At 30.9% G+C, this 25,379-nt stretch carries 19 protein-coding genes; 12 read left to right on the forward strand and 7 right to left on the reverse strand.

Annotation, left to right across the window (positions count from 1 at the left end):
• Positions 1-55: 55 nt before the first annotated feature.
• The 9 genes from H0I29_RS04165 (at position 56) to H0I29_RS04205 (ending at position 16,057) form a co-directional block, all read left to right on the forward strand.
• Positions 56-1,000 (forward strand): aldo/keto reductase, encoded by a 945-nt coding sequence (locus tag H0I29_RS04165; protein ID WP_218754517.1) that lies wholly within the window; start codon positions 56-58, stop codon positions 998-1,000.
• Positions 991-1,509, forward strand: coding sequence for a peptide-methionine (S)-S-oxide reductase (locus H0I29_RS04170; protein ID WP_218754518.1), 519 nt, complete (start codon positions 991-993; stop codon positions 1,507-1,509). Before H0I29_RS04165 ends, H0I29_RS04170 begins: the two co-directional genes overlap by 10 nt.
• A gap of 13 nt (positions 1,510-1,522) precedes the next feature.
• Positions 1,523-2,740: a bifunctional alpha/beta hydrolase/OsmC family protein gene (locus H0I29_RS04175; protein WP_218754519.1), complete on the forward strand. Its 1,218-nt coding sequence runs from the start codon at positions 1,523-1,525 to the stop codon at positions 2,738-2,740.
• A gap of 174 nt (positions 2,741-2,914) precedes the next feature.
• Entirely contained in the window at positions 2,915-7,942 is a 5,028-nt protein-coding gene (locus H0I29_RS04180; protein WP_254712695.1) for a translocation/assembly module TamB domain-containing protein, read from the forward strand.
• A 7-nt stretch (positions 7,943-7,949) separates the two neighbouring features.
• Positions 7,950-10,244, forward strand: coding sequence for a BamA/TamA family outer membrane protein (locus tag H0I29_RS04185; RefSeq protein ID WP_218754520.1), 2,295 nt, complete (start codon positions 7,950-7,952; stop codon positions 10,242-10,244).
• Between the two features lie 105 nt (positions 10,245-10,349).
• A complete protein-coding gene (locus tag H0I29_RS04190) occupies positions 10,350-11,369 on the forward strand; it encodes an XdhC family protein (RefSeq protein ID WP_218754521.1) in 1,020 nt (339 codons plus the stop codon).
• 4 nt (positions 11,370-11,373) lie between these two features.
• The gene (locus H0I29_RS04195; protein ID WP_218754522.1) at positions 11,374-11,973 is read left to right on the forward strand and encodes an NTP transferase domain-containing protein; all 600 of its coding nucleotides are present in this window, start codon (positions 11,374-11,376) and stop codon (positions 11,971-11,973) included.
• Positions 11,974-11,987: 14 nt separating this feature from the next.
• Entirely contained in the window at positions 11,988-15,671 is a 3,684-nt protein-coding gene (locus H0I29_RS04200; RefSeq protein ID WP_218754523.1) for a metallophosphoesterase, read from the forward strand.
• Positions 15,672-15,676: 5 nt separating this feature from the next.
• The gene (locus H0I29_RS04205) at positions 15,677-16,057 is read left to right on the forward strand and encodes a DUF423 domain-containing protein (protein WP_218731625.1); all 381 of its coding nucleotides are present in this window, start codon (positions 15,677-15,679) and stop codon (positions 16,055-16,057) included.
• Between the two features lie 74 nt (positions 16,058-16,131).
• Here H0I29_RS04205 and H0I29_RS04210 read toward each other — a convergent pair whose 3' ends face one another.
• The 6 genes from H0I29_RS04210 to H0I29_RS04235 all read right to left on the reverse strand — a co-directional run bounded on the left by H0I29_RS04210 (position 16,132) and on the right by H0I29_RS04235 (position 20,531).
• On the reverse strand, positions 16,132-16,977 hold the full coding sequence (locus tag H0I29_RS04210) for a hypothetical protein (protein WP_254712696.1): 846 nt from the start codon (positions 16,975-16,977) through the stop codon (positions 16,132-16,134).
• A gap of 113 nt (positions 16,978-17,090) precedes the next feature.
• On the reverse strand, positions 17,091-17,942 hold the full coding sequence (locus tag H0I29_RS04215) for a YgcG family protein (RefSeq protein ID WP_218754524.1): 852 nt from the start codon (positions 17,940-17,942) through the stop codon (positions 17,091-17,093).
• Entirely contained in the window at positions 17,939-18,376 is a 438-nt protein-coding gene (locus H0I29_RS04220) for a TPM domain-containing protein (RefSeq protein ID WP_218731627.1), read from the reverse strand. Before H0I29_RS04220 ends, H0I29_RS04215 begins: the two co-directional genes overlap by 4 nt.
• A gap of 1 nt (position 18,377) precedes the next feature.
• A complete protein-coding gene (locus H0I29_RS04225) occupies positions 18,378-18,989 on the reverse strand; it encodes a LemA family protein (protein ID WP_218754525.1) in 612 nt (203 codons plus the stop codon).
• A 124-nt stretch (positions 18,990-19,113) separates the two neighbouring features.
• Entirely contained in the window at positions 19,114-19,443 is a 330-nt protein-coding gene (locus H0I29_RS04230; protein ID WP_165732026.1) for a MerR family transcriptional regulator, read from the reverse strand.
• 119 nt (positions 19,444-19,562) lie between these two features.
• Entirely contained in the window at positions 19,563-20,531 is a 969-nt protein-coding gene (locus H0I29_RS04235) for a M23 family metallopeptidase (RefSeq protein WP_165731855.1), read from the reverse strand.
• 147 nt (positions 20,532-20,678) lie between these two features.
• Between H0I29_RS04235 and alaS the strand changes: the two genes are divergently transcribed.
• The 3 genes from alaS to H0I29_RS04250 all read left to right on the forward strand — a co-directional run bounded on the left by alaS (position 20,679) and on the right by H0I29_RS04250 (position 24,939).
• Positions 20,679-23,297, forward strand: coding sequence for an alanine--tRNA ligase (gene alaS / locus H0I29_RS04240; RefSeq protein WP_218754526.1), 2,619 nt, complete (start codon positions 20,679-20,681; stop codon positions 23,295-23,297).
• 230 nt (positions 23,298-23,527) lie between these two features.
• Positions 23,528-24,478, forward strand: a complete 951-nt coding sequence (locus H0I29_RS04245) for a GSCFA domain-containing protein (RefSeq protein WP_218754527.1) — start codon at positions 23,528-23,530, stop codon at positions 24,476-24,478.
• Between the two features lie 74 nt (positions 24,479-24,552).
• The gene (locus H0I29_RS04250) at positions 24,553-24,939 is read left to right on the forward strand and encodes a hypothetical protein (protein ID WP_218731631.1); all 387 of its coding nucleotides are present in this window, start codon (positions 24,553-24,555) and stop codon (positions 24,937-24,939) included.
• Positions 24,940-25,053: 114 nt separating this feature from the next.
• Here H0I29_RS04250 and H0I29_RS04255 read toward each other — a convergent pair whose 3' ends face one another.
• Positions 25,054-25,332, reverse strand: a complete 279-nt coding sequence (locus H0I29_RS04255; protein WP_218731632.1) for a rhodanese-like domain-containing protein — start codon at positions 25,330-25,332, stop codon at positions 25,054-25,056.
• Positions 25,333-25,379 lie beyond the last annotated feature (47 nt).

The raw sequence follows: 25,379 nt of genomic DNA on the forward strand, positions 1-25,379 counted from the left end.
AAGGTAAAGGCCCTTCAGTTTTCTAAAACCTGAAGGATCTAAAAAAATTAAAAACATGCAATTAGGATTAGGAACAGCCGCTTTAGGAAGACCACAATACATTAATGTTCGTACAGAAAACTGTGACAACTCCAACTTAGCGGAATTTAGAAAACAAAGTTTTAACGTTTTAGAAAAAGCATATAATTTAGGAATTCGTTATTTTGATACTGCTCCTGGTTATGGTTTGGCCGAAGAATTGGTCTTAGAATGGTTGAAAACTAAAAATGATAAAACAATTGAAATTGCTACAAAATGGGGGTATACCTACACCGCCAATTTTGATGCGAACGCAACGGTTCATGAAGTAAAAGAACATAGTTTGTCCAAATTAAATGAACAATGGGATTTTTCTAAACAACTCCTGCCCTATTTAAAAGTATATCAAATTCATTCTGCAACTTTAGAAACCGGGGTTTTAGAAAACAAAGAAGTTTTAGAGCGATTGGCTTTCTTAAAAAAGGAGCACAACCTAAAAATAGGATTGACCACAACGGGAACCAACCAAGTTGAAGTAATAAAAAAAGCGTTAAACGTTTTAGTTGATGGAGAACCCGTTTTTGATTTATTTCAGGTTACCTATAATTTTTTAGATCAAAGTTTAATAGAAATTTCAGGGAAATTAGTTAGTCAAAATAAATCGATTGTAATTAAAGAAGCTTTGGCAAATGGAAGAGTTTTTAAGAATGAAAGCTATACTCATTATGCTAAAATGTATACTACTTTAGAAAACTTAGCTAAAAAACACCAAGTTGGTGTAGACGCTATTTCTCTAAAATATTGCGAGCAAACAATTCCAGGAAGTATTGTTTTAAGTGGGGCAAGTTCTATTGATCAAATGAAACAGAATTTAGAAATGAATTCTTTCACCTTATCTGCTGATGAAATTGAAACTTTAAATTCTTTAAAAGTTTCTCCTGATGCATACTGGACAGAAAGAAAGCAATTACAATGGAATTAACCAAAATTGCTTTTGGTGGTGGTTGTCATTGGTGTACAGAAGCCGTTTTTCAGACTCTAATTGGGGTAGAAAAAGTGGAACAAGGTTGGGTTGCATCAACAGATGTAAACAACACTTTTTCTGAAGCCGTAATTGTACATTTTAATATCGAAAAAATAGCTTTAAAAACGCTAATTGAAATTCATTTATTAACGCATAAAAGTACAAGTAATCATTCTATGAGAACAAAATATCGTTCTGCGATATATTATTTTTCTCATCAACAAAAAGAAGAAAGTTTAAAAATTATTGAAGATTTACAAGGAAACTTTAAAGATAATATCATTACAAAAATATTAGAATTTAAAAACTTTAAACCTTCTACCGAGGAATTTCAAAATTATTATCAATCGAATCCAGATAAGCCATTTTGTAAGAACTACATCAACCCAAAACTGAAACTATTATTAAACCAATTCTCTAAAAACGTAGACAAACGTAAAGTTGCTCACCTTATTCCGACTACCTAAAAAAACAAAAAAAATGAATACTGTTAGATTAGAAATTGAAAATAAAAAAGGCTTAAAATTACAAGCATATTTAGAATTACCTGCCAATGAAAAACCGAATCAATTTGCCATTTTTGCACATTGTTTTTCTTGCAACAGTAATTTTAACGCAGTAAAAAACATCAGTCGTTCTTTGTCTAATCATGGTTTTGGTGTTTTACGTTTCGATTTTACAGGACTAGGAAGAAGTGAAGGCGAATTTGCTGAAAGTCACTTTTCTGCCAACGTAGAAGATTTGTTAGCGGTTAATGCTTTTTTAGAAAAAAACTACAAAGCACCGTCATTATTAGTTGGTCATTCTTTAGGAGGAGCTGCAGTTATTGTTGCAGCATCAAAATTAGAAAACATAAAAGCGGTTGCCACTGTTGGCGCTCCTGCAACTGTTGGACATGTAACTCACTTATTTTCTCATGGAACAGCAGAAATTCCAGAAAAAGGAGATATAGAAGTAAAAATTGGAGGTCGTCCTTTTAAAATAAACCAAGATTTTGTAAACGATTTTAGTAAAACAGATTTACCTAAAATTATTAAAAATTTACGCAAACCAATCTTGGTAATGCACGCTCCTTTTGATACCGTGGTTGGTATAGAAAATGCTGAGAAAATTTATCACAATGCAATGCATCCAAAAAGTTTTGTAAGTTTAGATGGTGCAGATCATTTATTATCAAAATCAAAAGATAGCATTTATGTTGGTAATATGATTGGTACTTGGGTAGAACGTTATTTTGAGTCTGAAGAGAACAATATGATTTCTACCGAAGGTGAACAGTTGGTTGGACATTTAAACTTATTAGAAGACAATTTTACAACTTCTATTCAGACTAAAAAACATGCTTTTATTGCTGATGAACCTGCAAATGTTGGTGGTGATGATTTTGGTCCTTCTCCCTATGATTTTTTAAGTGCAGGTTTGGCTGCTTGTACTGTAATGACTTTAAAAATGTATGCAGAGCGTAAAAAGTGGGATTTACAAGAAGTCTTTGTATATATTACCTATTCTAAAAAACATAGTGACGATTTAGAGGTTGCTGTAGATAAACCAACTCGTTTTGATCATTTAAAGAAGAAATTAAAGTTTGTTGGCAATCTAGACGAAAAACAAACGCAACGTTTAAAAGAAATTGCAGCAAAATGTCCTGTTCACAAAACGTTACAAAGTGACATTATTATAGAAACAGAAATCGTCTAATTTAAACGCTTAGAACATCAATCTTACTTAAATACAGAAAAAACTTTTTTTAAATCAGATTTATTAAAACATGAAATCGTTCAGTTTTAGCAAAAGAGTCAAAAATTTATGATATTAGGACAATTTGAATAAAATTAGCAAGTTACATTTGCATAACTAAAATTGTCAGTTATAGTGTCTAAAAAAATAAAGAATAAAAAATATCGATTTTTAAGAAGATTCTTACGAGTTTTTTTAGGACTAATCATTCTTGTTAGTTTTTTAATACTTTTTATTAGAAGCCCTTGGGGACAAAGTGTTATTGTTGATAAGGCAGTAAACTATGTTACCGATAAAACAAACACTAAAATTACTGTAGACAAGCTATTTTTAACCTTTAAAGGTGGTTTGCAATTAGAAGGCTTGTATGTGGAAGACACCAAAGGAGACACGTTGGTATACTCTAAATCGTTAGAAGCAAACCTACCTCTTTGGGGAATGATTAAAGGAGGTGCCGTTGGTGTAGACAATTTAGAATGGAATGGTTTACGTGCCAATATTATAAGAAAAGACAGTCTTTCTGGGTATAACTTTCAGTTTTTAATAGATGCATTTGCATCAGAAGAACCAACTCCTGTTGTTGAAGAAACAACCTCTGAGCCAGTAGATATTATTCTTGGAAATATTGATTTATCAAATATTAATGTTGTTTTTAAAGATGATGTAATAGGAATTGACAGTCATTTTAAAATTGGAAATCTAACTGCCAATATGGATAAAGTTGATTTGCAAAAAATGATTTTTAATGCTGATGAAATTTCTCTTTCTGATACAAATATTAAACTTATTCAAAAGCCTGTAATTTCAAATACGCCAACTACAGAAAGTATTTTACCCACTTTATCTGTAAATAAGCTTTCTCTTAAAAAGGTTGAAGCTTATTTTGAAAACCCACAAGATCAATTAATTGCTGATGTAAGGGTTGCTGATTTTTATACAGAAATCCCTGAAATTAATTTATCTACAAACAAAATAAATCTTACCACACTTCAACTTAAAAGTTCTGATGTTCTCTTAAAAACAATTTCAACAAATACTGCAACCGTTAAAGAAACATCAAACAGTGATATCGCATTTAACTGGCCAGATTTTGAAGTACAAGTAAATGATATCAATTTAGAAAACAATAAGATTCAGTATTTTGTAAATAATGAAAAAGTGATTCAAAATGTGTTCAATCCGAATGCACTTGTTTTAGAAGATGTAACCTTAAAAGCATCTGATATTTTCTTAAAAGACCAAAAAGCAAATTTGAAATTAAGTGCTTTAAATTTTAAAGAAAAATCTGGATTTAGATTGAGGGAACTCGCACTAAATGCGGAAATAACAGATACAGAATTAAAAGTTTCAGACCTTAAAATCTCATTCAAAAAAAGTATGATTGCTGGTTTTGCAAATGCGAATTATAAATCACTTTCTCAATTCATTTCATCACCAGAAAACACAAAAATTAACATAGGCATTCCGTCATTCTCACTCTTTTTAGATGAACTTTTTACGTTTCAACCGAGTTTAAAACAAAATGAATATGTAACCAAATTAAGTAAAAAAGAACTTTTTGGTGAAGTAAATATAAATGGAGTTTTAGCTGATTTAAATATTGCCAACACCAACCTTAATTGGGGTAATTACACTAAAATATCTTTAGATGGAAACATCAAAAACAGTACAAACCCAGATAAGTTACAACTAAACATTCCTAATTTTGAAGCAAAGACAAAACGAAATGATCTTTTACAAATTGTAGACGAAAAAGCATTAGGGATTCATTTACCGGAAGATATTTTAATAACGAGTAATGCAAAAGGTACTTTAAGCAACATCGTTACAAATACTAAAATAAATACATCACAAGGTATTGCAACAATTAAAGGAAACTTTAAAAACGAAGCAAAAATTAGCTACAATACGGATATAAAAATTGAAAACTATAATGTTGGTACCCTTTTAATGAATCCTAATTTTGGTGAATTAAGTGTTCAATTAAAATCGGAAGGAAGCGGTAAAAGTATTCAGGATTTAGATGCCACGCTACAAACTACCATTTCTAAATTTCAGTTAGAAAAGTATGAAATAAGAGACTTACAAATAGAAGGAGATTTTAAAAATAGTATCGGAAAAATTACCTCAACATATAAAGATAAAAATGTAAACTTAGATTTATTAGCTAATGTAGCGTTAGACTCTATAAACACCAAAGCAACTGTTAATTTAAATCTAATTGGTGCAGATTTAGAAGCACTTAGTATTATGCAGCGTAAGGTAAAAACGGGTATGGAACTTTCTTTAGACTTTAAAGGAAACCCTAAAAAATACACTTTAAAAAGTAACATAAAAAATGGTGTAGCCGTCTATAATAACAGAACGTTTTTAGTAGGAGACTTTGCTGTTAATGCCTTTGTAGATAAAGACACAACGGCTGTTTCTATCAAAAATAAAATGATTGATTTAAATTTAGAATCAAACACAGATCCACAAACTCTTAGTAACGCTTTGCAACGTCATGTTGCTAGTTATTTTTATAGAGATGTTACGGTTTCCGACACCGTTAAAAGTCCAGTAAATTTAAAATTAAAAGCTAAAATTTCTCAAACGCCACTTTTAAGAGATGTTTTCTTAGTTAATTTAAAAGATTTAGACACTATAAATATTGATGTCGATTTTAAAGAGAAAAAACGAAAACTAACTGCCAATATTACGGCTCCTCACATTAATTTTAGCGATAATGAATTAGACAGTTTATCTTTTTCTATGCTTACAGATAATGAAGATTTCAATTTTAATTTAGGTTTTAAAGAAATTAAAGCAGGACCTTTAAATGTACCAAAAACTGTTATTACAGGAATTCAACAAAACAACGAATTGTCCCTTAATTTTTTAGGTTTCTATGACGGAGAGAAATTAATGAATGTAAACTCAAAAATTACTGGAAACAGCGATAAATTAAAGTTTACCATAGATCAAGATAGTTTGTTATTGAATAGTAATAAATGGAAAATTCCGAAAACAAATGCCGTTGTTTTTGAAAATAATAAACTCACATTCTCTGATTTTAAAATCAGTAAAAACAATCAATCTATAGAAATTACAGATAAAATATCCCGTATAGCAGGAGATCACATCGGCTTAAATTATAAAAATTTTGAAATAAATGAAGTTTTTAATTATTTAAGTCCAGAAAAAGAGATTGCAGCAGGAACTTTAAATGGTGATTTTATTTTAGAGCAACCTTTTGGTGATACAGGTATTATTGCAAATTTAAGTATTAATGAATTACAAGTATTAAAAACAGCTTTTGGTACCTTAAGTTTAGATGCCAAATCTTTAGAAAATGGTAAATATGATTTTAATGCTAGCTTAAAAGAAGGGGCCATAGACTTAGATTTAAAAGGAGATTATTTTGTAGATAATAATGATGCTAACTTAAATTTAGATTTACTCATTAACAACTTTAAAATGCAAGCTTTAAACACACTGTCTTTGGGGGAAATTAAAGAAACTTCTGGTGGTCTCTCAGGAAATTTTAAAGTAACAGGCACAACATCAGATCCAAAATATAAAGGGAACTTAGATTTTACAAATGCAGCTTTTAAAGTGACCAAACTAAACGCAAAATTTAACTTACAGAACGAAACTTTAAGTGTAGATAACAGCGGTTTATCTCTCTCTAACTTCACCATTTTAGATGGCGAAAAAAATGCTTTAGTTGTTTCAGGAACCGTTAAAACCAAGAGTTTTATAAATCCTACCTTTAATTTAGACATTAAAGCCAATAAATTTAGAGTGCTAAACGCTACAAAAGAAGACAATGAATTGCTTTACGGAAAAGTCTCTTTTAATGTAGATGCAAAACTAACTGGAAATTTACAGGTTCCTAAATTAAATGCAAAATTAGTGGTGGGTTCAGACACAGATGTTACCTATGTGTTACCTTCTAGTTATGCAAATATAGAAGAAAGAGAAGGAGTTGTTGCTTTTGTTAATAGAGAAAATCCGGATGCAATTTTAACTCAAAATGAAGAACAAATTGCTATAATTACAGGCTTTGATTTAAAAGCGCTCTTAAAAATTGATAAAGAAGCTGCCGTAAAAGTTATCATAGATAAAGAAACTGGCGACAATTTTAAGATTTCTGGTGATGGTGATTTTGTTTTATTAATGGATCCTAATGGTCGTTTAACTTTAACAGGTGCTTATGAAGTTGCTAGCGGACATTATGAACTTAACTTATACAATGTTGTAGATAGAAAATTTATTTTAGTTCCTGGAAGTAGAATTTCTTGGGCAGGAGACCCGTTAGATGCTAAATTAGACATCCGTACAAGTTACACCTTAAAAACCTCTGCCTCTACCTTAATGGCTTCTCAAATTTCAGGAGAAGATTCAGCAACCAAAAATAAATACAAACAAGTATTGCCATTTAATGTGTATTTAAATATTGATGGAGAATTGTTACAGCCAAAAATATCGTTTAATTTAGACATGCCAGAAGACCAACAAGGCGCCATTAGCGGTCAGGTGTATGAACGTGTGCAACAAGTAAACCAGCAAGAAGACGAATTAAACAGGCAAGTTTTTTCTTTATTAGTTTTAAATAGGTTTTATCCAGATGCTGGTAGCGATGGTAGTTCTGGTGGTTTTGCAACAATTGCTAAAAACAATTTAAATGATGCTGTTTCTGGACAATTAAATTCTTTTTCTGATAAAATTCTTGGAGGTTCTGGTATTGAATTAGATTTTGGTTTAAATAGTTTTACAGATTACCAAGGAGACGCACCAACCGATAGAACACAATTGGATGTTGCTGCTCAGAAAAAATTATTTAACGATCGTTTAACCGTAAGAGTTGGTAGCGAAGTAGACATACAAGGTAGCAGTTCTACGGAAGAAAAATCGCCTTTAATTGGTAATGTGAGTTTAGAATATAAAATTACAGAAGATGGCAGATACCGTGTTAGAGGTTTTAGAAAAAGTGAATTTGAAAATGTGATAGACGGACAAACCATTGTAAGTGGGATTGCATTAATTTTCACCAAAGAGTTTAATGAGTTTCATCAACTTTGGGATTCTATTTTGAGTGCTAATAAAGATAGTGAAACCACAAAGGAAACGGATGATCTAAAAACAACAAATAAGACTGAAAATTCAGAAAATAAAAAGTAAATAAATTTTGAAAACACCCTATACAAAACAGCTCTTTTTAATAGTACTATTCGTTTTTATTTACGGTTGTGGTATAAAAAAACACATTCCAGAAGGCAAGCGTTTGTATACGGGCGCTAGCATTGTTATTAAAGCCGATTCTACCGTAGAAAAAGTAAAAGAACTACAAGACGATTTGGTTACTGTATTAAGTCCAAAACCCAATACAAGGCTACTAGGAATGCATCTAGGGCTGTATTATTACTATAAAAATCAGCAAGAAAACCCTGGTTTTTTAAGTAGGTGGCTATATAAAAAAATCGGACAGAAACCAGTCTATCAATCAGACATAAACGTTTTAGAAAATGAAAATCTTTTACGAAACAAATTAGAAAATTATGGGTTTTTCTATAGCACCATTGCTCCTAATTTTAAAGAAAAGAAAAAAGAAGCAGCTATTGTCTATAATTTAAAAGTTCCTGCTCCTTATAAAATGGCTACCTACAAAATAGATAGTATGGTTTCGCCAATTTATAACGAGATAAAAAGATTGACCACAAAATCTCCATTTCAGAAAAATAAACGTTTCGATTTAGGGAGTTTAAAGTTAGAAAGACTCCGTTTGGATACAGAATTAAAAAATAACGGATATTATAATTTTAATCCAGATTTTTTACTCTTTGAAGCAGATACCAATCAATATAAAAGCAATAGTAAAAAATTCGATTTGTTTTTAAAGTTGAAAGCAAAAGTTCCAAAAAAATCTACTGTTCCGTATCAAATCACTAACATCAATGTTTTTCCTAATTATAATTTAAATGATTCTACAGCTGTAAAAAGCATACGTTTCCAGGGGAAAAACTATCACCAAGACTCTGTTTATTTTAAACCAAAATATTTAGATGAATTTATCACTTTAAAAGAAGGAGAACGTTTTAACCCATCAACCTCTAAAAATACTGCTAGAAGACTTTCTTCTATTGGTGTCTATAAGTTTGTAAACATTCAATATAAAGAATTAAAAGACTCTATAACAGACACAATTGGTAGTTTAGTGGCCAATATTTTTTTATCACCATTAACAAAACGCGCCATACGTGCAGAACTGCAAGCCGTTACAAAATCTAATAATTTTGCGGGGCCAGAATTGTCTTTAACCTATAGCAATAGAAACTTATTTAAAGGAGGTGAAACATTAAACATTAGTACAAATATTGGGTACGAAACACAAATTACTAGTGGTACTTCTGGTTTAAGTAGTTTAGAATTAGGCCTAAAAAGTGAACTTATTTTCCCAAGAGTTATCACTCCCTTTAAGATTAATAAAGATTATTTTGACTACTCTACTCCTAAAACTAAAACCAGCCTAAGCGCCACCTATTTAAATAGAAGTCAGCTGTACACACTTTTATCGGGTACTGGTATTTTTGGGTATACTTGGAATGCCAACAAATACATTACATATGAATTTAACCCTATTTCTATAAATTATACACGTTTATCGAATACTACAGAAGAGTTTCAAGAAATTTTAGACGATAATTCATTTTTACAGAGCAGTTTTGATCAGCAATTTATAAGCGGACTTACTTTTTCATTTATTTATAATGAAATGTTAAACGCATCAAAAAAACATCAATTTTTCTTACAAACTACACTAGATGTCGCTGGTAATTCTATTAGTCTATTTGATAAAAAAACAGCTGAAACAAATACTTTTTTAGGCTTGGAATACGCACAATATGCAAAAGCAGATATTGATTTAAGGTATCATTATAATTTTGGTTCTAAAAAAGAGCAAACAATTGCCACACGATTCTTTGCTGGATATGGCTATGCTTACGGAAATTCTGATGTAATACCATTTGTAAAACAATATTATGCAGGTGGCCCCTATAGTGTAAGAGCTTTTAATATTAGATCTTTAGGACCTGGAACTTATAATGATGAAACTTCAGAAAGTACAAGCTCTTTCTTTGATAAAACAGGAAATGTTCGTTTAGAAGCAAATTTAGAATATCGTTTTCCTATTTACTCTATTTTAAAAGGAGCGGTGTTTGCAGATGCAGGTAATGTTTGGAATACCGTTTCAAATTCAGATTTTAATGATACGGATGGTAATGTTAGAGATAAGTTTACGTCAAACTTTATAAATGAATTAGGTATGGGAGCAGGTTTTGGTTTGCGAGTAGATGTACAGGGTTTTGTAATCCGTTTTGATTTGGCAGCGCCTTTTCATGACCCTTCCTTAGAAGAAGGAAAACGTTGGGATTTTAGAGCAGACGAACCTGTATTTAACTTTGCTATTGGTTATTCTTTTTAAGTCAATATTGTTTTTTACAAAGACAAAAATGTTCCCTATTTTTAGTATACTTAAAAAAGAAGTAACAAAAGTTTTATATTTAAACCTAAATTATAGTATTTATTAATGAATCACGAACTTAAAGAAATTATAAATCAGGCTGTCATCAACCAACAAAAAGGGTTGAAAAATGTATTGGCAACCATAGTACATTTAGAAGGTTCTTCTTATAGAAAACCAGGTGTACGCATGTTAATTTCTGAAGATTTAAGTTCTGTTGGAGCCGTGAGTGGTGGTTGTGTAGAAAAGGAAATTAAACACAGATCTAAAAGTGTTTTTTCTGATAACAAACCAAAAGTAATTACATACGATGGTAGGTACAAGTTAGGCTGCGAAGGTATTTTATATGTTTTAATAGAACCTTTTTTTATTACGGATGTATTTCTTACTCATTTTTCGAAAGCAAATTCAGATAGAGAAACAATACATATTGCAAGTTTTTTTACTGATGAAAATGAAGCTTTTGGTAATTTTGGTTCTGTAATTACTTTTCATAATAAAAAACAATTTACATTTTCTGAAGGATTTAAGCATCAGTATAAAAAAGACGTTATAATCTTCTCTCAAATAGTACAACCTAGTTTTAGGTTGATTATAATTGGAGGCGAACACGATGCTATTAAACTTTGTAAAGTAGCCGCAACATTAGGTTGGGAAATTGATGTGATAACCTGTATTAAGGATTCTAAAGAATTAAAAGATTTTCCGGGAGCAAATTCGGTAAATGGTGATTCTGCAGAAACTATTCAATTTACAAATATTGAAGAAAATACGGCTATTGTAATTATGAATCATAGTTACGTACAAGATTTAAAATATGTTATAAAGCTGTCTGAATATACACCAAAATATATTGGTATTTTAGGCGCTCCAAACAGAAGGGAACGATTGTTTAACGAGCTTTTTGAATTTGTACCAGATATTTCTGATGAATTTTTAGAAACTATTTATACACCTGCAGGCTTACACATTGGTGCAGAAACCCCAGAAGAAATTGCCGTTTCTATTGTCGCGGAAATTCTATCTGTAATTAGAAAAAAAGAGCCTTTTTCTTTAAGAAAATTAACAGGTAAAATTAACACATAAATTTATGAAAAACATTGCTGTTTTAGTTTTGGCTGCAGGCAAATCATCTAGAATGAATAGCATAAAACAGTTAGAAAAAGTAAATCATAAAACACTTTTAGAACATACTTTAGAGAAAATACAACGTATTTATGCTTCCACTATATTTTGTGTTTTAGGTGCAAATGCTGATAAAATTAAATCAGAAGTAAGTACTAGAAACGTTCAATTTATTGAAAATACTAATTTCGAAGATGGATTAAGCTCTAGCATCATTTCTGGTATTCAGCATTTTAAACAAAATAATTTCAATTTTGAAGCCATTTTTATCTTATTAGCAGATCAACCAGCTATTGATGTTGCTTATATTGAAGATATGCTTCATTTATTTGAACAACATAAAGATAAAATTATAGCATCTAACTATGGTGAAAAATTAGGTGTTCCTGCAATTTTTCCTAAAAAGTATTTTTCTGATATTTTTCTGATAAAAGGAGACAAAGGCGCAAAGGAATTCATCAACAAAAAGAAAAACGAAATTATTTGTTCTACAATACCAACAAACTTCTTAGACATAGATACCAGAGAAGATTTGCAACGATATAAAAACTCAATTTTAAAATAGTTATTTTAGCACTTATGAAACTACTCAGATATTCCATATTCTTTTTACTTTTTTTATGCATTTCTGCCTGCGCAACCATAAAAAAACAAATTGCAGACAACCAACCTAGCGTGATTAAAAAGGATAGTTCTAAAATTGAACATACTTTTTATTTAATTGGAGACGCAGGAAACTCAACATTAGAAGAAGATTCACCTGCTTTAAAATATTTAAAAAAGCACATTAAAAGTGCATCAGAAGAATCTACTTTACTTTTTTTAGGTGATAATGTCTATGAAACGGGTATACCCGATAAAGATTCTAAAAAATATCCTTTGGCAAAAAGAAGAATTGAAGCGCAAACAAATGTTGCGAAACAATTTAAAGGAAAATCTATATTTATTCCAGGAAATCACGATTGGTATCATGGTCTAGATGGCTTAAAAAGAGAAGAAAAACTAGTTGAAAAAGCATTAGGAAAATCAGCTTTTTTACCGAATAATGGTTGTCCGTTAGAAAAAGTTAAAATTTCTGAAGACATTGTTTTAATTATTGTTGATACACATTGGTATGTAACAAACTGGGACAACCACCCTACAATAAATGATGAATGTGAAATTAAAACAAGAGAAAAATTCTTTGATGAATTTGAAGGACTCATCAAAAAAGCAAGGGGAAAAACAACGATTGTGGCTTTACACCACCCAATGTTTACAAACGGTTCTCATGGCGGACAATATTCTTTTAAAAGCCACATGAGTCCACTACCTGTTTTAGGTTCTCTTAAAAATTTAATTAGAGAAACCTCTGGACTTTCAAATACCGATATTCAGAATAAAAAATATAACGAACTAAGAAAGCGTATTATCACACTCTCTCAAGAAAATGATAAAACGATTTTTGTTTCTGGTCACGACCATAACCTACAATATATTGTAGAAGATAATTTACCTCAAATAATAAGTGGTTCTGGTTCTAAAACAATGGCGACTAAATTAACGGGAAATGCAAAGTTTACTTATGGAGCGCAAGGTTTTGCCAAGTTAGATGTTTATGAAGATGGTTCGTCTAACGTTGCTTTTTATACCGTAAAAGATGATAAAATTGTATACGCCACAGAAGTTTTACCTGCCAATGAAAACACCAACTTTGCTCCGTTTACTAATACTAATATAACAGCAAAAAAAGCATCTATTTACACCAAAGAGGAAGTTGAAAAAAGTGGTATTTATCGTTTTTTATGGGGAGAACGTTATAGAAAATATTTTGGTACAGAAGTAAATGCACCTACGGTAGATTTAGACACTCTTTTTGGCGGATTAAAGCCTGTTAGAAAAGGTGGCGGACATCAATCTAAATCATTAAGACTTGAAGACCCAAAAGGTAGAGAATATGTAATGCGTGCCTTACGTAAAAATGCTGTTCAGTATTTACAGGCAGTTGCTTTTAAAGACCAATATATAGAAGGACAATTTAACAACACTGCTACAGAAGGCTTGTTAAATGATGTTTTTACAGGTTCTCATCCATATGCACCTTTTACTATTGGTAAATTAGCTGATGCAGTTGGTGTTTATCATACAAATCCTGTTTTATATTACATTCCTAAACAAAATAGTTTAGGGAATTTTAATGATGAATTTGGTGGTGAATTATACATGATTGAAGAAAGAGCTGCTTCTGGCCACGGAGACAAAGAAAGTTTTGGGTTTGCAGATGAAATAATTAGTACAGATGATTTATTAAAGAAATTAAGTAAAAATGAACATCATATTTTAGACGAAAAAGCATACATAAAAGCACGTTTATTCGACATGTTAATTGGAGATTGGGACAGACACCAAGACCAATGGAGGTGGGCTATTTTTAAAGAAGGTGAACAGACAATTTACAGACCGGTTCCTAGAGATAGAGACCAAGCTTTTGCTGTCTTTGGTGATGGTTTTTTATTAAATATTACCACAAAATTAATACCTGCATTGCGTGCAATGCAATCGTATAAAGAAGATATCGGCAGCCCAAAATGGTTTAATTTATCTCCGTATCCTTTAGACATGGCATTAATTACAACAGCAACTAAAAACGATTGGGATGCACAAGTAAAGTTAATAACCACCAACCTTACAGATGCAGTTATAGAAGATGCTTTTACTAACTTCCCTAACGAAGTAAGAGACCATACTGTTTTAGAAATAAAAACTAAATTACAAGGCAGAAGAAAGAATTTACAAAAAATTTCTGATGCATATTTTCAACATCTAAATAAATTTCAGGTTATAAAAGGTACTCATAAAGATGATTGGTTTGATATTGAAAGAGTCCCTAATGGAGGTACAAAAATAACTGGATACCGAATTATAAAAGGCGAAAAAGGAACCATTTTTCATGAACGAACTTACAAGAAATCTGACACCAAAGAAATCTGGATTTATGGTTTAGATGATGATGACACTTTTGTAGTAAAAGGAGAAGCTAAAAACTTAATAAAAGTTAGAATTATTGGCGGACAAAACAATGATGTTTACAATGTTTTAAACGGTAAAAAAGTAAAAATTTATGATTTTAAATCTAAGAAAAACACTTTTATAACAAACAAAGGCAGTAAAAAGTTAACAGATAATTACGAAACGAACGTGTACGATTACACGAAGCTTAAAAACAATCAGTTTATTATATCTCCAACCATTGGTTTTAATGCAGACGACGGTGTAAAATTGGGTGTTTCTAATGTATATACTTCTTTTGGCTTTGAGAGAAACCCATTTACTTCTCAACATACCTTAAATGCTGCCTACTATTTTGCAACTAGTGGTTTTGAATTTGATTATTCTAGCGAGTTTGCAAACGTTATAAAAAATTGGAATCTAGGTGTAAAAGCACGTTTTACAAGTCCTAATTTTGCTATGAATTATTTTGGTTTAGGGAATAACTCTATAAACCTAAATGCTCCTCATGAAATTAAAGACGAAGAATACAACAGGCTTAAAATAAAAGAATTGAGTGCTGGTACTTTTATACAGTGGAAAGGAGATTTGGATGGAACAATAAAAGTAGGTGTAAATTTTCAAAACTTTAAAGTAGAACAAACACCTAATAGGTTTATAAGTGATACTTTCTCATCAAATAATGCCATTTTTAACAATCAACAATTTATAAATACAGAAGCTGGTTATCAGTTTGAAAATGCAGATAATACTGCTTTTCCAACAATGGGAATGAAAACATCCTTAAAAGTAGGATATACTTCTAACCTTAAAAACAGTAACAATTTTGGATATTTAATTCCTGCTATTTCTTTTGATTATAAATTGATTTCTAGCGGAAAACTAGTGCTTGCAACCAAAGTAAAAGGACATTATAATTTTGGAGATTCTTATGAGTTGTATCAAGCAGCAAGTATTGGTGGTAATGATGGTTTAAGAGCCTATAGAAATGAACGTTTTACAGGAAAGAATTCAGTGTATCAATCTACAGATCTTCGTTTACTTTTAAGCAAAGTTAAAACAAGTATTGTGCCTCTAAACATTGGTATTTATGGAGGTTTTGATTACGGAACTGTTTGGGGCCAACAAAACACCACCTTTAACAATACTAAATTTAACACTTCTGCTGGAGGAGGTATTTTCTTTAACGCAGCAAATATGTTAGTTGCAAATGTGGCTGTATTTAATGGAGATGATGGCGTAAGAGCAACTGTTAATTTAGGATTCAATTTTTAATAATTATGGATAAAATAGCATTAATTTCTGGAGCATTTTTTGGAATGTCAGCCGTAATTTTTGGTGCTTTTGGTGCGCACCTTTTAAAGAAAAAACTAAACACAGACCAATTACAAAGTTTTGAAACGGGTGTTAAATACCAAATGTATCATGCCATTGTATTACTTGTTTTAGGTTTTCAGTTAAACCACAAAATTACCATTGACAATTACATTGTTTATTCATTTATTATCGGAATCATTTTATTTTCATTTTCTATATATGGCTTGGTAATTTCTTCTGCCAATAATAAAAAACTAAAATTTTTAGGACCAATTACACCGTTAGGAGGACTATGTTTAGTGTTAGGTTGGGGGTTGTTAATTTATAAGTTTGCTATTCAATAAAAGACAGCTGGAGATAATTTATAATAACCTAGCTCTTTTTCATGGGAATAAATTAGTTTTAATGGGGCAACAAACTAAAACTTCAACTCATAAAAATTACCGCCAACACCATCTGCTTTTTCATCGGTAATATATAAAGTATTATTGTCTTTAAAAGTAATTCCTTCTTTTTGAGAATAAGAATTTAATGGAATTTTGGTTAATTTTCCTGATAAAAAATCATCGTTTTTATAATCCGTAAAAATTAAAACAGCAGCAGGTGACAACAATGCTACTTTGCTACCATCGTCAGAAATATCTGCAGAAGTAATCCAACATTCCTTGTCGTTACAATTATTAAATTCAGAAATAAATACTGCTTCATGTTTCCCTTCTTTAGCAGGAACCTTGTATAAAGAGGTTTTACCATACTTTTCTTCTACCCTACTTTTAGTAAACACATAAAATGAATTATTATAATAGAAAAAAGATTCTGCATCAAAAAACAGTTTTTTCTTTTTAGGTGGAAACTTCTTTTGTTCCGGATAAGAAAACTTAATTTTTTCTACTTTTATTTTTTTAGAACTTGTTAAATCACCATGTTTTACTTTTAAAATAACAAGGTTTTCTCTTTCACTATCATTATTTCCAAAATCACCAATATAAAGGTTTCCTTCTTCGTCGGATGCAAGGTCTTCCCAATCGTGGTTTTTTTCTTTTATGGTAAGCTCTTCAACAATATTTCCGGTAGCAGAAACACCGTAAATTTTAGGTTTATTTCCACTATCGTTTAGCATCCAAATTAAATCTGAATTGGCAACTACTTCTGCTCCAGAAACCTCTTCTAAGTCTTTTGATAATTCTGATATAAGTTTTAAACTACCAAAATTTTGACAACTAACTAAAGACAAAAAACTAAAAATTACAGTTATTACTTTCATCAACAATTCAATTTATTTTAATATTAAAACCCTTCAGTTTTTTTATTCTGAAGGGTTTGTTATTTGTTTTTTATTATTAGGTTTTCTTCCGACAGGAAAGATTAAAATGGAATTTACCAGCCACCAGAAGCGCCACCTCCACCAAAACTACCTCCGCCGAAACCGCCTCCAAAGCCGCCTCCACCGAAGCTTCCGCCTCCAGATGAACTTCCAAAACCACCGCCAAAACTTCCGCTACCTCTACCGGCGTTACTTAAAATAATAGTTTCTAAAATAGCGCCTGCAATAGATCCGCTTCTAAAACCTCTACCACCACTACCATTATTTTTATTTCCTCTAGAAATTAAAATAAAAATGATGAATACTATAATGATAAAAATAATAATCCCAGGATCAAAACCTTCTGCATCTTTTTGCCTACTTCCTTTAAACTCTCCGTTTAAGGTTCTAAAAATATAATCAGACCCTTTGTCTAAACCGATATAATAATCTCCTCTTTTAAACTCGGGAATAATAACTCTTTCAATAATTCTCTTTGCCTGAAAATCGGTTAAAAGATGCTCTGTACCTTTACCAGCTTGAATAGCAATTCTTCTGTCGTTTAATGCCAACAACATTAAAACACCATTGTCTTTTTTTGCATCACCTATTCCCCATTTCTCTCCCCAATTAGCTGCTAAATAATTAATATTTTCACCTTCGGTGGATGGAATAATAGCTACTACAATTTGAGTAGAAGTGGTATCTGAATAACGAACCAATTTACTTTCTAAACTTGTTTTTTGACTCTCTGTTAATAAACTAGTATAATCATATACACTGGTTTGAAACTCTGGAATTTCTGGGATTTGATACCCTTGAGAAAAAACACTTAACGTGAATAAAAACGCAATAAAAAAAGTGATTTTTCTAAAAAATACTGCTAACTGAATACTACTTACTGAATACTGTTTACTGTATATCATCCTTTAGAAATCTCATTAGAAAGTTCATCTACATCATCAATTTGCCAAGGAAAGTGTGATTGCAATTCTTTTCCTGCCTTTAAGATTCCGTCTACAATTCCTTGTTTAAAAGCACCTTGTTTAAAATGATTTTGCATTACATCTTTAGTCGTATCCCAAAAATCTTTTGGTACTACTTTGTTAATTCCTTTATCACCATAAATAACAAATTTCTTGTCTTTTACAGCAACGTAGATCAACACTGCATTATCATCTTTAGTGTTGTTCATTTTTAGCAAATGAAAAACTTCTAACGCTCGTTCATCATGATTCTTCTCTGTGGTAGCCTCAATATGTACTCGTATTTCGCCAGAAGTTTCTTTCTCTGCAACTCTTATAGCAGAAATAATTTCTTGTTCTTCTTCTGGAGACAGAAACGCTTCTACTTTAGACATATTATTCTTTTTTCTTATTAAAATCGAAGCTTGCGTCTGGTGCTTTTTCTGATCCTGTATCTGAACTATAGCGATCCATTTCATCAAAATTAAACATTCCAGCTAACACAGAATTTGGAAACACTTTGATGTGTTTGTTATAATTATTTACACCTTCATTAAAACGATCTCTAGCAACATTTATGCGGTTTTCACTTCCTTCATACTGACTTTGTAATTCTAAAAAGTTTGCATTTGCTTTTAACTCTGGGTAACGTTCTACAGAAACCAATAATTTAGACATAGCTCCAGTTAAACCAGATTGCGCTTGTTGAAATTGTGCCATTTTTTCTGGTGTTAAATCTCCTGCATTTATATTTACAGAGGTTGCTTTTGCTCTTGCTTCAATTACTTCTGTTAAAGTATTTCTTTCAAAATCTGCAGCTCCTTGTACAATTTTAACTAAATTCCCTATTAAATCATTTCTACGTTGGTAAGAGCTCTCTACATTAGACCAAGTTGTTTTTGCATCTTCTTGTAAAACAACAGCTTCATTATTAAAGTTTTTACCCCAATTGTATACTCCGAAAACAACAACAAGGATTACTATTACTGGTATTAACCATTTTTTCATAATTTCTAATTTTTAATTTTTTGATTGATTGATTTTTGTACTACAAAACTACTTAATATTCTTCGGGTTGTAAAAGAATATTAGCTTCTATCCTATTAAGTTAGACATCTAAACTAAAGAAATGTTACAATTGATTTTTAATTTTAATCAATTCTGCTTTCACCCCTTCTAATCTAGTAATAATTTCAAGGTTGTGAACTATTCCTTCTGGATTTTTCTTAAGTTTCTGTTTAGCTCCATCTAAGGTAAAACCTCGCTCTTTTACAAGGTTAAATATTAACTTAAAGTTTTTAATATCTTCTTGTGTAAATAAACGATTTCCTTTAGCATTTTTTTTGGGCTTAATAATATCAAACTCTTTTTCCCAAAAACGAACTAATGAAGTATTTACGTCAAACGCTTTGGCAACTTCACCTATTTTATAATATCTTTTCTCGGGTAAATCTACGTGCATCTTTTTCAGTATTAAGTATTTGAAGATTAAAAAAGTATTTTTAGAATAGTAATTTTTAATATTCTTTTTTTGACTTATCTCTTATATCAATAATCTTGTTCCTAAATTGAAACAAAAAATTAATCGTAAGACTGCCCTTCTTCTTCTGCAGCTTTTTGCATTGCTGCAAACTCTTCTGGAGTTAAATCTCCATAATAAAAATTAATAGGATTTACAGCTACATCGTTTTTATGAACTTCATAATGTAAATGTGCCGATACCGATCTACCAGTATTACCAACATATCCAATTAAGTCCCCACGTTTTACCTTGTCACCTTTTTTCGCTTTTATTTTACTCATATGGGCATAAATAGTTTTATATCCATATCCATGATCTATATAAACCACGTTTCCAAAAGTGGCACTTCTTTGTGCTCTAATTACATCTCCATTACCAGAAGCAAAAATAGGCGTTCCTACAGGGGCTGTAAAATCCATTCCTTTATGGAATTTTCTAATTTTTAATATTGGATGATATCTCCATTTATAGCCTGAAGCCATTCTTGTTAAATCTGCAAGTTTTACGGGCAAAATAGCAGGAATTGAAGCTAACATTTTCTCCTTTTCTTTTGCCAAATTTACAATTTCATCTAAAGATTTAGACTGCACAACCAATTGTTTAGAAAGTATATCTATGTCTTTAGTTACTTTTGCAATCATCGTAGAATTATCGAAACCATCTAAATATTTGTATCTATTTACCCCTCCAAAACCAGCTTTTCTTTGCTCATCTGATATAGGATTTGCTTCAAAATAAGTTCTATAAATATTGTTATCTCTTTCTTGTAATTGCGCCAAAATAGACGAACTTTCTTGCATTTTTTTAGAAAGCAACTCGTAATGTAACTTTAAATTTTCTAGTTCTCTTTTTTGAGCTCGCTCTCTTGGAGACATTATAAACTGGCTAAACACAATAAAACCAATAAATGCAGATAATACTAAAGCTAAAACTCCAATAACAGTTTTCTTATAATATTCACCCTTTTTTACAGCAATTTTCCTGTAAGAAAGTGTGTCCGCATCGTAATAATATTTTACTTTTGCCATATTGCTAAATAGACTATTTTTGTGCTTTTATATTGAGTTTCATTTTTAATAACTCACAAATTTACAAAATGTTTTACAACTGCTTTTTATTCGCAGTATTTTTTAAACTAATTTAACATAATCCAACTTGTTGGAAACTTCTTTTTTATGAAATCACAAGATATCCGCGCTACTTTTTTAAATTTTTTCAAAGAAAAAGCACACTTAATTGTTCCTTCTGCACCAATGGTAACTAAGGACGACCCTACATTAATGTTTGTAAATTCTGGAATGGCACCTTTTAAAGAGTATTTTTTAGGTAATGGAGTGCCAAAAAACAGCAGGATGTCAGATTCTCAAAAATGTTTACGTGTTTCTGGTAAACACAACGATTTAGAGGAAGTAGGATACGATACCTACCATCATACTTTATTTGAAATGTTAGGAAACTGGTCTTTTGGCGATTACTTTAAAAAAGAAGCAATTGCTTGGGCTTGGGAGTTATTAACTGAAGTTTATAAAATTGATAAAGACATTTTATATGTTACTGTTTTTGAAGGTTCTGATGATGCAGATAATTTAAAAATGGATACCGAAGCTTTTGATATCTGGAAACAATTTATTGCTGAAGATAGAATCTTAAAAGGTAACAAAAAAGATAATTTCTGGGAAATGGGTGAGCAAGGACCTTGCGGACCGTGTTCTGAAATTCATGTTGATATCCGCTCTGCGGAAGAAAAAGCAAAAGTAGATGGACGAACTTTAATTAATGAAGATCATCCACAAGTAGTAGAAATATGGAACTTAGTTTTTATGCAGTTCAACAGAAAAGCAAACGGAACTTTAGTTGATTTACCAAACAAACATATTGATACTGGTATGGGGTTTGAACGTTTGTGTATGGTAATGCAAGACGTAAAATCTAATTACGATACAGATGTTTTTACACCAATTATTAGAGAAATTGAAACAATTACTGATGTAAAATATGGCAAAAACCTAGAGCAAGATATTGCTATTAGAGTTATTTCAGACCACGTAAGAGCCGTTGCTTTCTCTATTGCAGATGGGCAATTACCAAGTAACACAGGTGCTGGCTACGTTATTAGAAGAATTTTAAGACGTGCTGTTCGTTACGGTTTTACATTCTTAGACAAAAAAGAGCCTTTTATCTATAGATTAGTAGATGTTTTAAGCAATAAAATGGGAGAAGCTTTCCCTGAATTAAAAGCACAAAAACAATTAATAGAAAATGTGATTAAGGAAGAAGAAACTTCTTTTTTAAGAACATTAGATCAAGGCTTATTATTATTAGACAGAATTATAGAAAGTACTTCTGGTAAGGAAGTTTCTGGTGATAAAGCTTTTGAATTATATGACACTTACGGTTTTCCTATCGATTTAACTTCTTTAATTCTTTCTGAAAAAGGATTGACTTTAGATGAAAAAGGATTTGAAGAAGAACTACAAAAACAAAAAAACAGATCTAGAGCTGCAAGTGAAATGTCTACCGAAGACTGGACTGTTTTAGTTGATGACCCTATAGAAGAGTTTATTGGTTACGATGCTTTAGAAGCAAACGTAAAAATTACACGATACAGAAAAGTAACCTCTAAAAAAGATGGTGAAATGTTTCAATTGGTTTTCAATTTAACTCCTTTTTACCCAGAAGGTGGTGGACAAGTTGGAGACAAAGGATATTTAGAAACCACACAAGGAGATGTTGTTTATATTTTAGACACTAAAAAAGAGAATAATGTTATTATTCACTTCACTAAGAATCTTCCAAAAAATATTAACGAAAATTTTAAAGCGGTTGTAGATCAAAAACAACGTTCTAAAACAGAGTGTAACCATACAGCTACGCATTTATTGCACCAAGCGTTAAGAGAAGTTTTAGGAACACATGTAGAGCAAAAAGGTTCTGCTGTGCATTCTAAATATTTACGTTTCGATTTTTCTCACTTTTCTAAATTAACTGTGGATGAATTACGTGAGGTAGAAAACTTTGTAAACAGAAGAATTGCAGGTAAACTTCCATTAGAAGAAAGCAGAAATATTACAATGGAAAAAGCAATTGCAGATGGTGCAATGGCTTTATTTGGTGAAAAATACGGTGATACTGTAAGAGCTATAAAATTTGGAAAATCTATAGAACTTTGCGGTGGAACACACGTAAAAAACACCAGTGATATTTGGCATTTCAAAATTAAATCTGAAGGAGCAGTAGCTTCTGGAATTAGAAGGATAGAAGCGATTACAAATGACGCTGTAAAAGATTTTTATTCTGAAAACAATAAAGCTTTATTCGAAATTAAAGATTTATTAAACAACACAAAAGAACCTGTAAAAGCAGTACAGAAGTTACAAGATGAAAATACTTCTTTACAAAAACAAATAGAACAATTATTAAAAGATAAAGCTCAGAATTTATCTGGTGAATTAAAAAACCAATTACAAGAAATTAATGGCGTTCAGTTTTTAGCTACAAAAGTAGATTTAGACCAAAACGGAATTAAAAATTTAGCTTTTTCTTTAGGAAAAGAACATCAGAATTTATTCTTATTATTTGCTTCTTCTGCTGCAAAAGACAAAGCGATGTTAACTTGTTATATTTCAAAAGAATTGGCAAATGAACGTGGTTACGATGCTGGAAAAGTAGTAAGAGAATTAGGAAAACTAATACACGGTGGTGGTGGTGGACAAAATTTCTTTGCAACTGCAGGTGGTAAAAACCCAGGAGGAATTCCGAAAGCTTTAGAGAAAGCAGTAGATTATTTGGTATAAAAAGTTTCTCGCAAAGGCACAGAGATACAAAGGTGGTGTATTATTATGTTTATCATATAAATTAAACATACAACTAAGAACACACAACTTGTAAAAAAACTTTGCGTCTTAGCGTCTCTGCGAGAGAAAAAAAACACCAAACAACTCATAAAACTTTTGCGCTTTTGTGCGAGAAGACACAACAATATATAAGCTTTTTCGAGAAACAAAAAAATCCACACCTTTGCAAGATGAAACTCCAAACTCAAATTCCTTTAGAGCAAGAAACTAGAAACCCAATAAATTACAATTCTAAGGTGCTATTATTAGGATCTTGTTTTTCAGAAAACATTGGAGATAAGCTCAATTATTTTAAGTTTCAATCTAACCAAAATCCATTCGGAATTCTTTTTCACCCAAAAGCAATTGAAAATTTAATTACAAATGCCATAAATGAAAAAGAATATACAGCAACAGATTTAATCTTCCAAAATGAACGTTGGCATTGTTTTGATGCGCATTCTTACCTAAGTGCTGCTGATAAAAATGAGCTTTTAAATAATCTAAATTCAGCAATTTCATCAACAAATAAAAACTTAAAAGAAGCTTCTCACCTTATTATTACTTTAGGAACTTCTTGGGTGTATCGATTTATAGAAGACGATACAATTGTTGCGAATTGCCATAAAATTCCGCAGAAAAAATTCATAAAAGAATTACTTACTGTAGATGAGATTTCAGAAAGCTTAGAAGCCATAATTGTGCTTTTAAAATCTATCAATAAAGACATACACATACTTTTTACTGTTTCTCCGGTTCGTCATTTAAAAGATGGCTTTATAGAAAACACGCAAAGCAAATCTCATTTAATTGCTGCGGTTCATAATGTTGTAAACCATAGAGAAAAGACACATTATTTCCCTAGTTATGAAATTATGATGGATGAATTAAGGGATTATCGTTTTTATGCAGAAGATATGGTGCATCCCAATAAAACTGCCATTAATTATATTTGGGAAAAATTTGTTGCCACTTGGTTTTCTGAAGAGACCACTTTAACAATGAAAGAAGTGGATGTAATTCAAAAGGGACTTTCTCATAGGCCTTTCAACGAAAACTCAGCACAACATCAGCAATTTTTAAAAAATTTAGAAGTAAAAAAAGACAAATTAAAGGTTCAGTTTCCTTTTATTAATTTTTAAAGCACAAAAAAATAAAATTAATTTACTTAAAAATTTTATGTAAATTCCCTTCTTATAACTTTTAACCTCCAAAAATGAGTAAGAAAATATTAATTGGTATAATTTCAGGACTGTTACTAGGCATGTTCATAACATCCATTTTTGTTTCAGATGAAATTAATGTATCAAAACTCATTTTAACAAAAATTACGGCAACCTCAATAATAACAGGATTTATTTGTGGTATTTACGCCCATATATCAAAATCTAAAATAAAAGTATTTATAGTTTCTATTTTTATAGGAATCATTATTTTCTATACCAAATACCTTATTACTGGTCATAATTTTGATCCATTAACTATGGGAGCTTTTGTAGGGGCAATGCTAGGTGGAATCTTTGCTTTTTTTAGAAAAGCGACACATTCTATAAAAAAATACAACAGATTACAAAGACACAAACAAAAAGGTTTCAAGAAATAAACTTTTTAATTTTAAACAAAAAAAAAATAGAATTCTAACACGAAGTTAAAATTCTATCTTTTTTATCTTATCAATAAAACCCTTCTTTAAAAACAGGTTTTACAAACGTTTATTTTAAGAAACGTGTTGATCTACGTTTTGCCAAGGACCTCCGTTGATAACATCTACTCCATGTTTTTCTAAAAACTGAGTTGCTTGTCCGCTTCTTGCTCCACTTCTACAAACAGCAATTACAGGTTTGTTCCAAGCTTTAATTTTTTCAACTTCTAAAGGAATAACCGTTAAAACTATGTGTTCTGCTCCTTCTGTATGTCCTTCATCCCACTCTTCTTGTGTTCTTACATCTAAAATTACAGCTCCTTTTTCTAAGTATTCTTTAATTTCTGCACTCATATCTTTTCTTTTAAACATGTCAAATAGACCCATGTTGTTTTTATTTT

Source organism: Polaribacter sp. R2A056_3_33 (assembly GCF_019278485.1).
Lineage (GTDB): Bacteria > Bacteroidota > Bacteroidia > Flavobacteriales > Flavobacteriaceae > Polaribacter.

Coding starts and splice junctions, on each gene's coding strand:
- H0I29_RS04235 (WP_165731855.1), bottom strand. CDS start 20,531: ATGGCAAAAGTAAAATATTATTACGATGCGGACACACTTTCTTACAGG.
- H0I29_RS04225 (WP_218754525.1), bottom strand. CDS start 18,989: ATGAAAAAATGGTTAATACCAGTAATAGTAATCCTTGTTGTTGTTTTC.
- H0I29_RS04210 (WP_254712696.1), bottom strand. CDS start 16,977: ATGAAAGTAATAACTGTAATTTTTAGTTTTTTGTCTTTAGTTAGTTGT.
- H0I29_RS04195 (WP_218754522.1), top strand. CDS start 11,374: ATGAAAAACATTGCTGTTTTAGTTTTGGCTGCAGGCAAATCATCTAGA.
- H0I29_RS04175 (WP_218754519.1), top strand. CDS start 1,523: ATGAATACTGTTAGATTAGAAATTGAAAATAAAAAAGGCTTAAAATTA.
- H0I29_RS04200 (WP_218754523.1), top strand. CDS start 11,988: ATGAAACTACTCAGATATTCCATATTCTTTTTACTTTTTTTATGCATT.
- H0I29_RS04205 (WP_218731625.1), top strand. CDS start 15,677: ATGGATAAAATAGCATTAATTTCTGGAGCATTTTTTGGAATGTCAGCC.
- H0I29_RS04170 (WP_218754518.1), top strand. CDS start 991: ATGGAATTAACCAAAATTGCTTTTGGTGGTGGTTGTCATTGGTGTACA.
- H0I29_RS04255 (WP_218731632.1), bottom strand. CDS start 25,332: ATGAGTGCAGAAATTAAAGAATACTTAGAAAAAGGAGCTGTAATTTTA.
- H0I29_RS04220 (WP_218731627.1), bottom strand. CDS start 18,376: ATGTCTAAAGTAGAAGCGTTTCTGTCTCCAGAAGAAGAACAAGAAATT.
- H0I29_RS04245 (WP_218754527.1), top strand. CDS start 23,528: ATGAAACTCCAAACTCAAATTCCTTTAGAGCAAGAAACTAGAAACCCA.
- H0I29_RS04230 (WP_165732026.1), bottom strand. CDS start 19,443: ATGCACGTAGATTTACCCGAGAAAAGATATTATAAAATAGGTGAAGTT.
- H0I29_RS04250 (WP_218731631.1), top strand. CDS start 24,553: ATGAGTAAGAAAATATTAATTGGTATAATTTCAGGACTGTTACTAGGC.
- alaS (WP_218754526.1), top strand. CDS start 20,679: ATGAAATCACAAGATATCCGCGCTACTTTTTTAAATTTTTTCAAAGAA.
- H0I29_RS04215 (WP_218754524.1), bottom strand. CDS start 17,942: ATGATATACAGTAAACAGTATTCAGTAAGTAGTATTCAGTTAGCAGTA.
- H0I29_RS04190 (WP_218754521.1), top strand. CDS start 10,350: ATGAATCACGAACTTAAAGAAATTATAAATCAGGCTGTCATCAACCAA.
- H0I29_RS04165 (WP_218754517.1), top strand. CDS start 56: ATGCAATTAGGATTAGGAACAGCCGCTTTAGGAAGACCACAATACATT.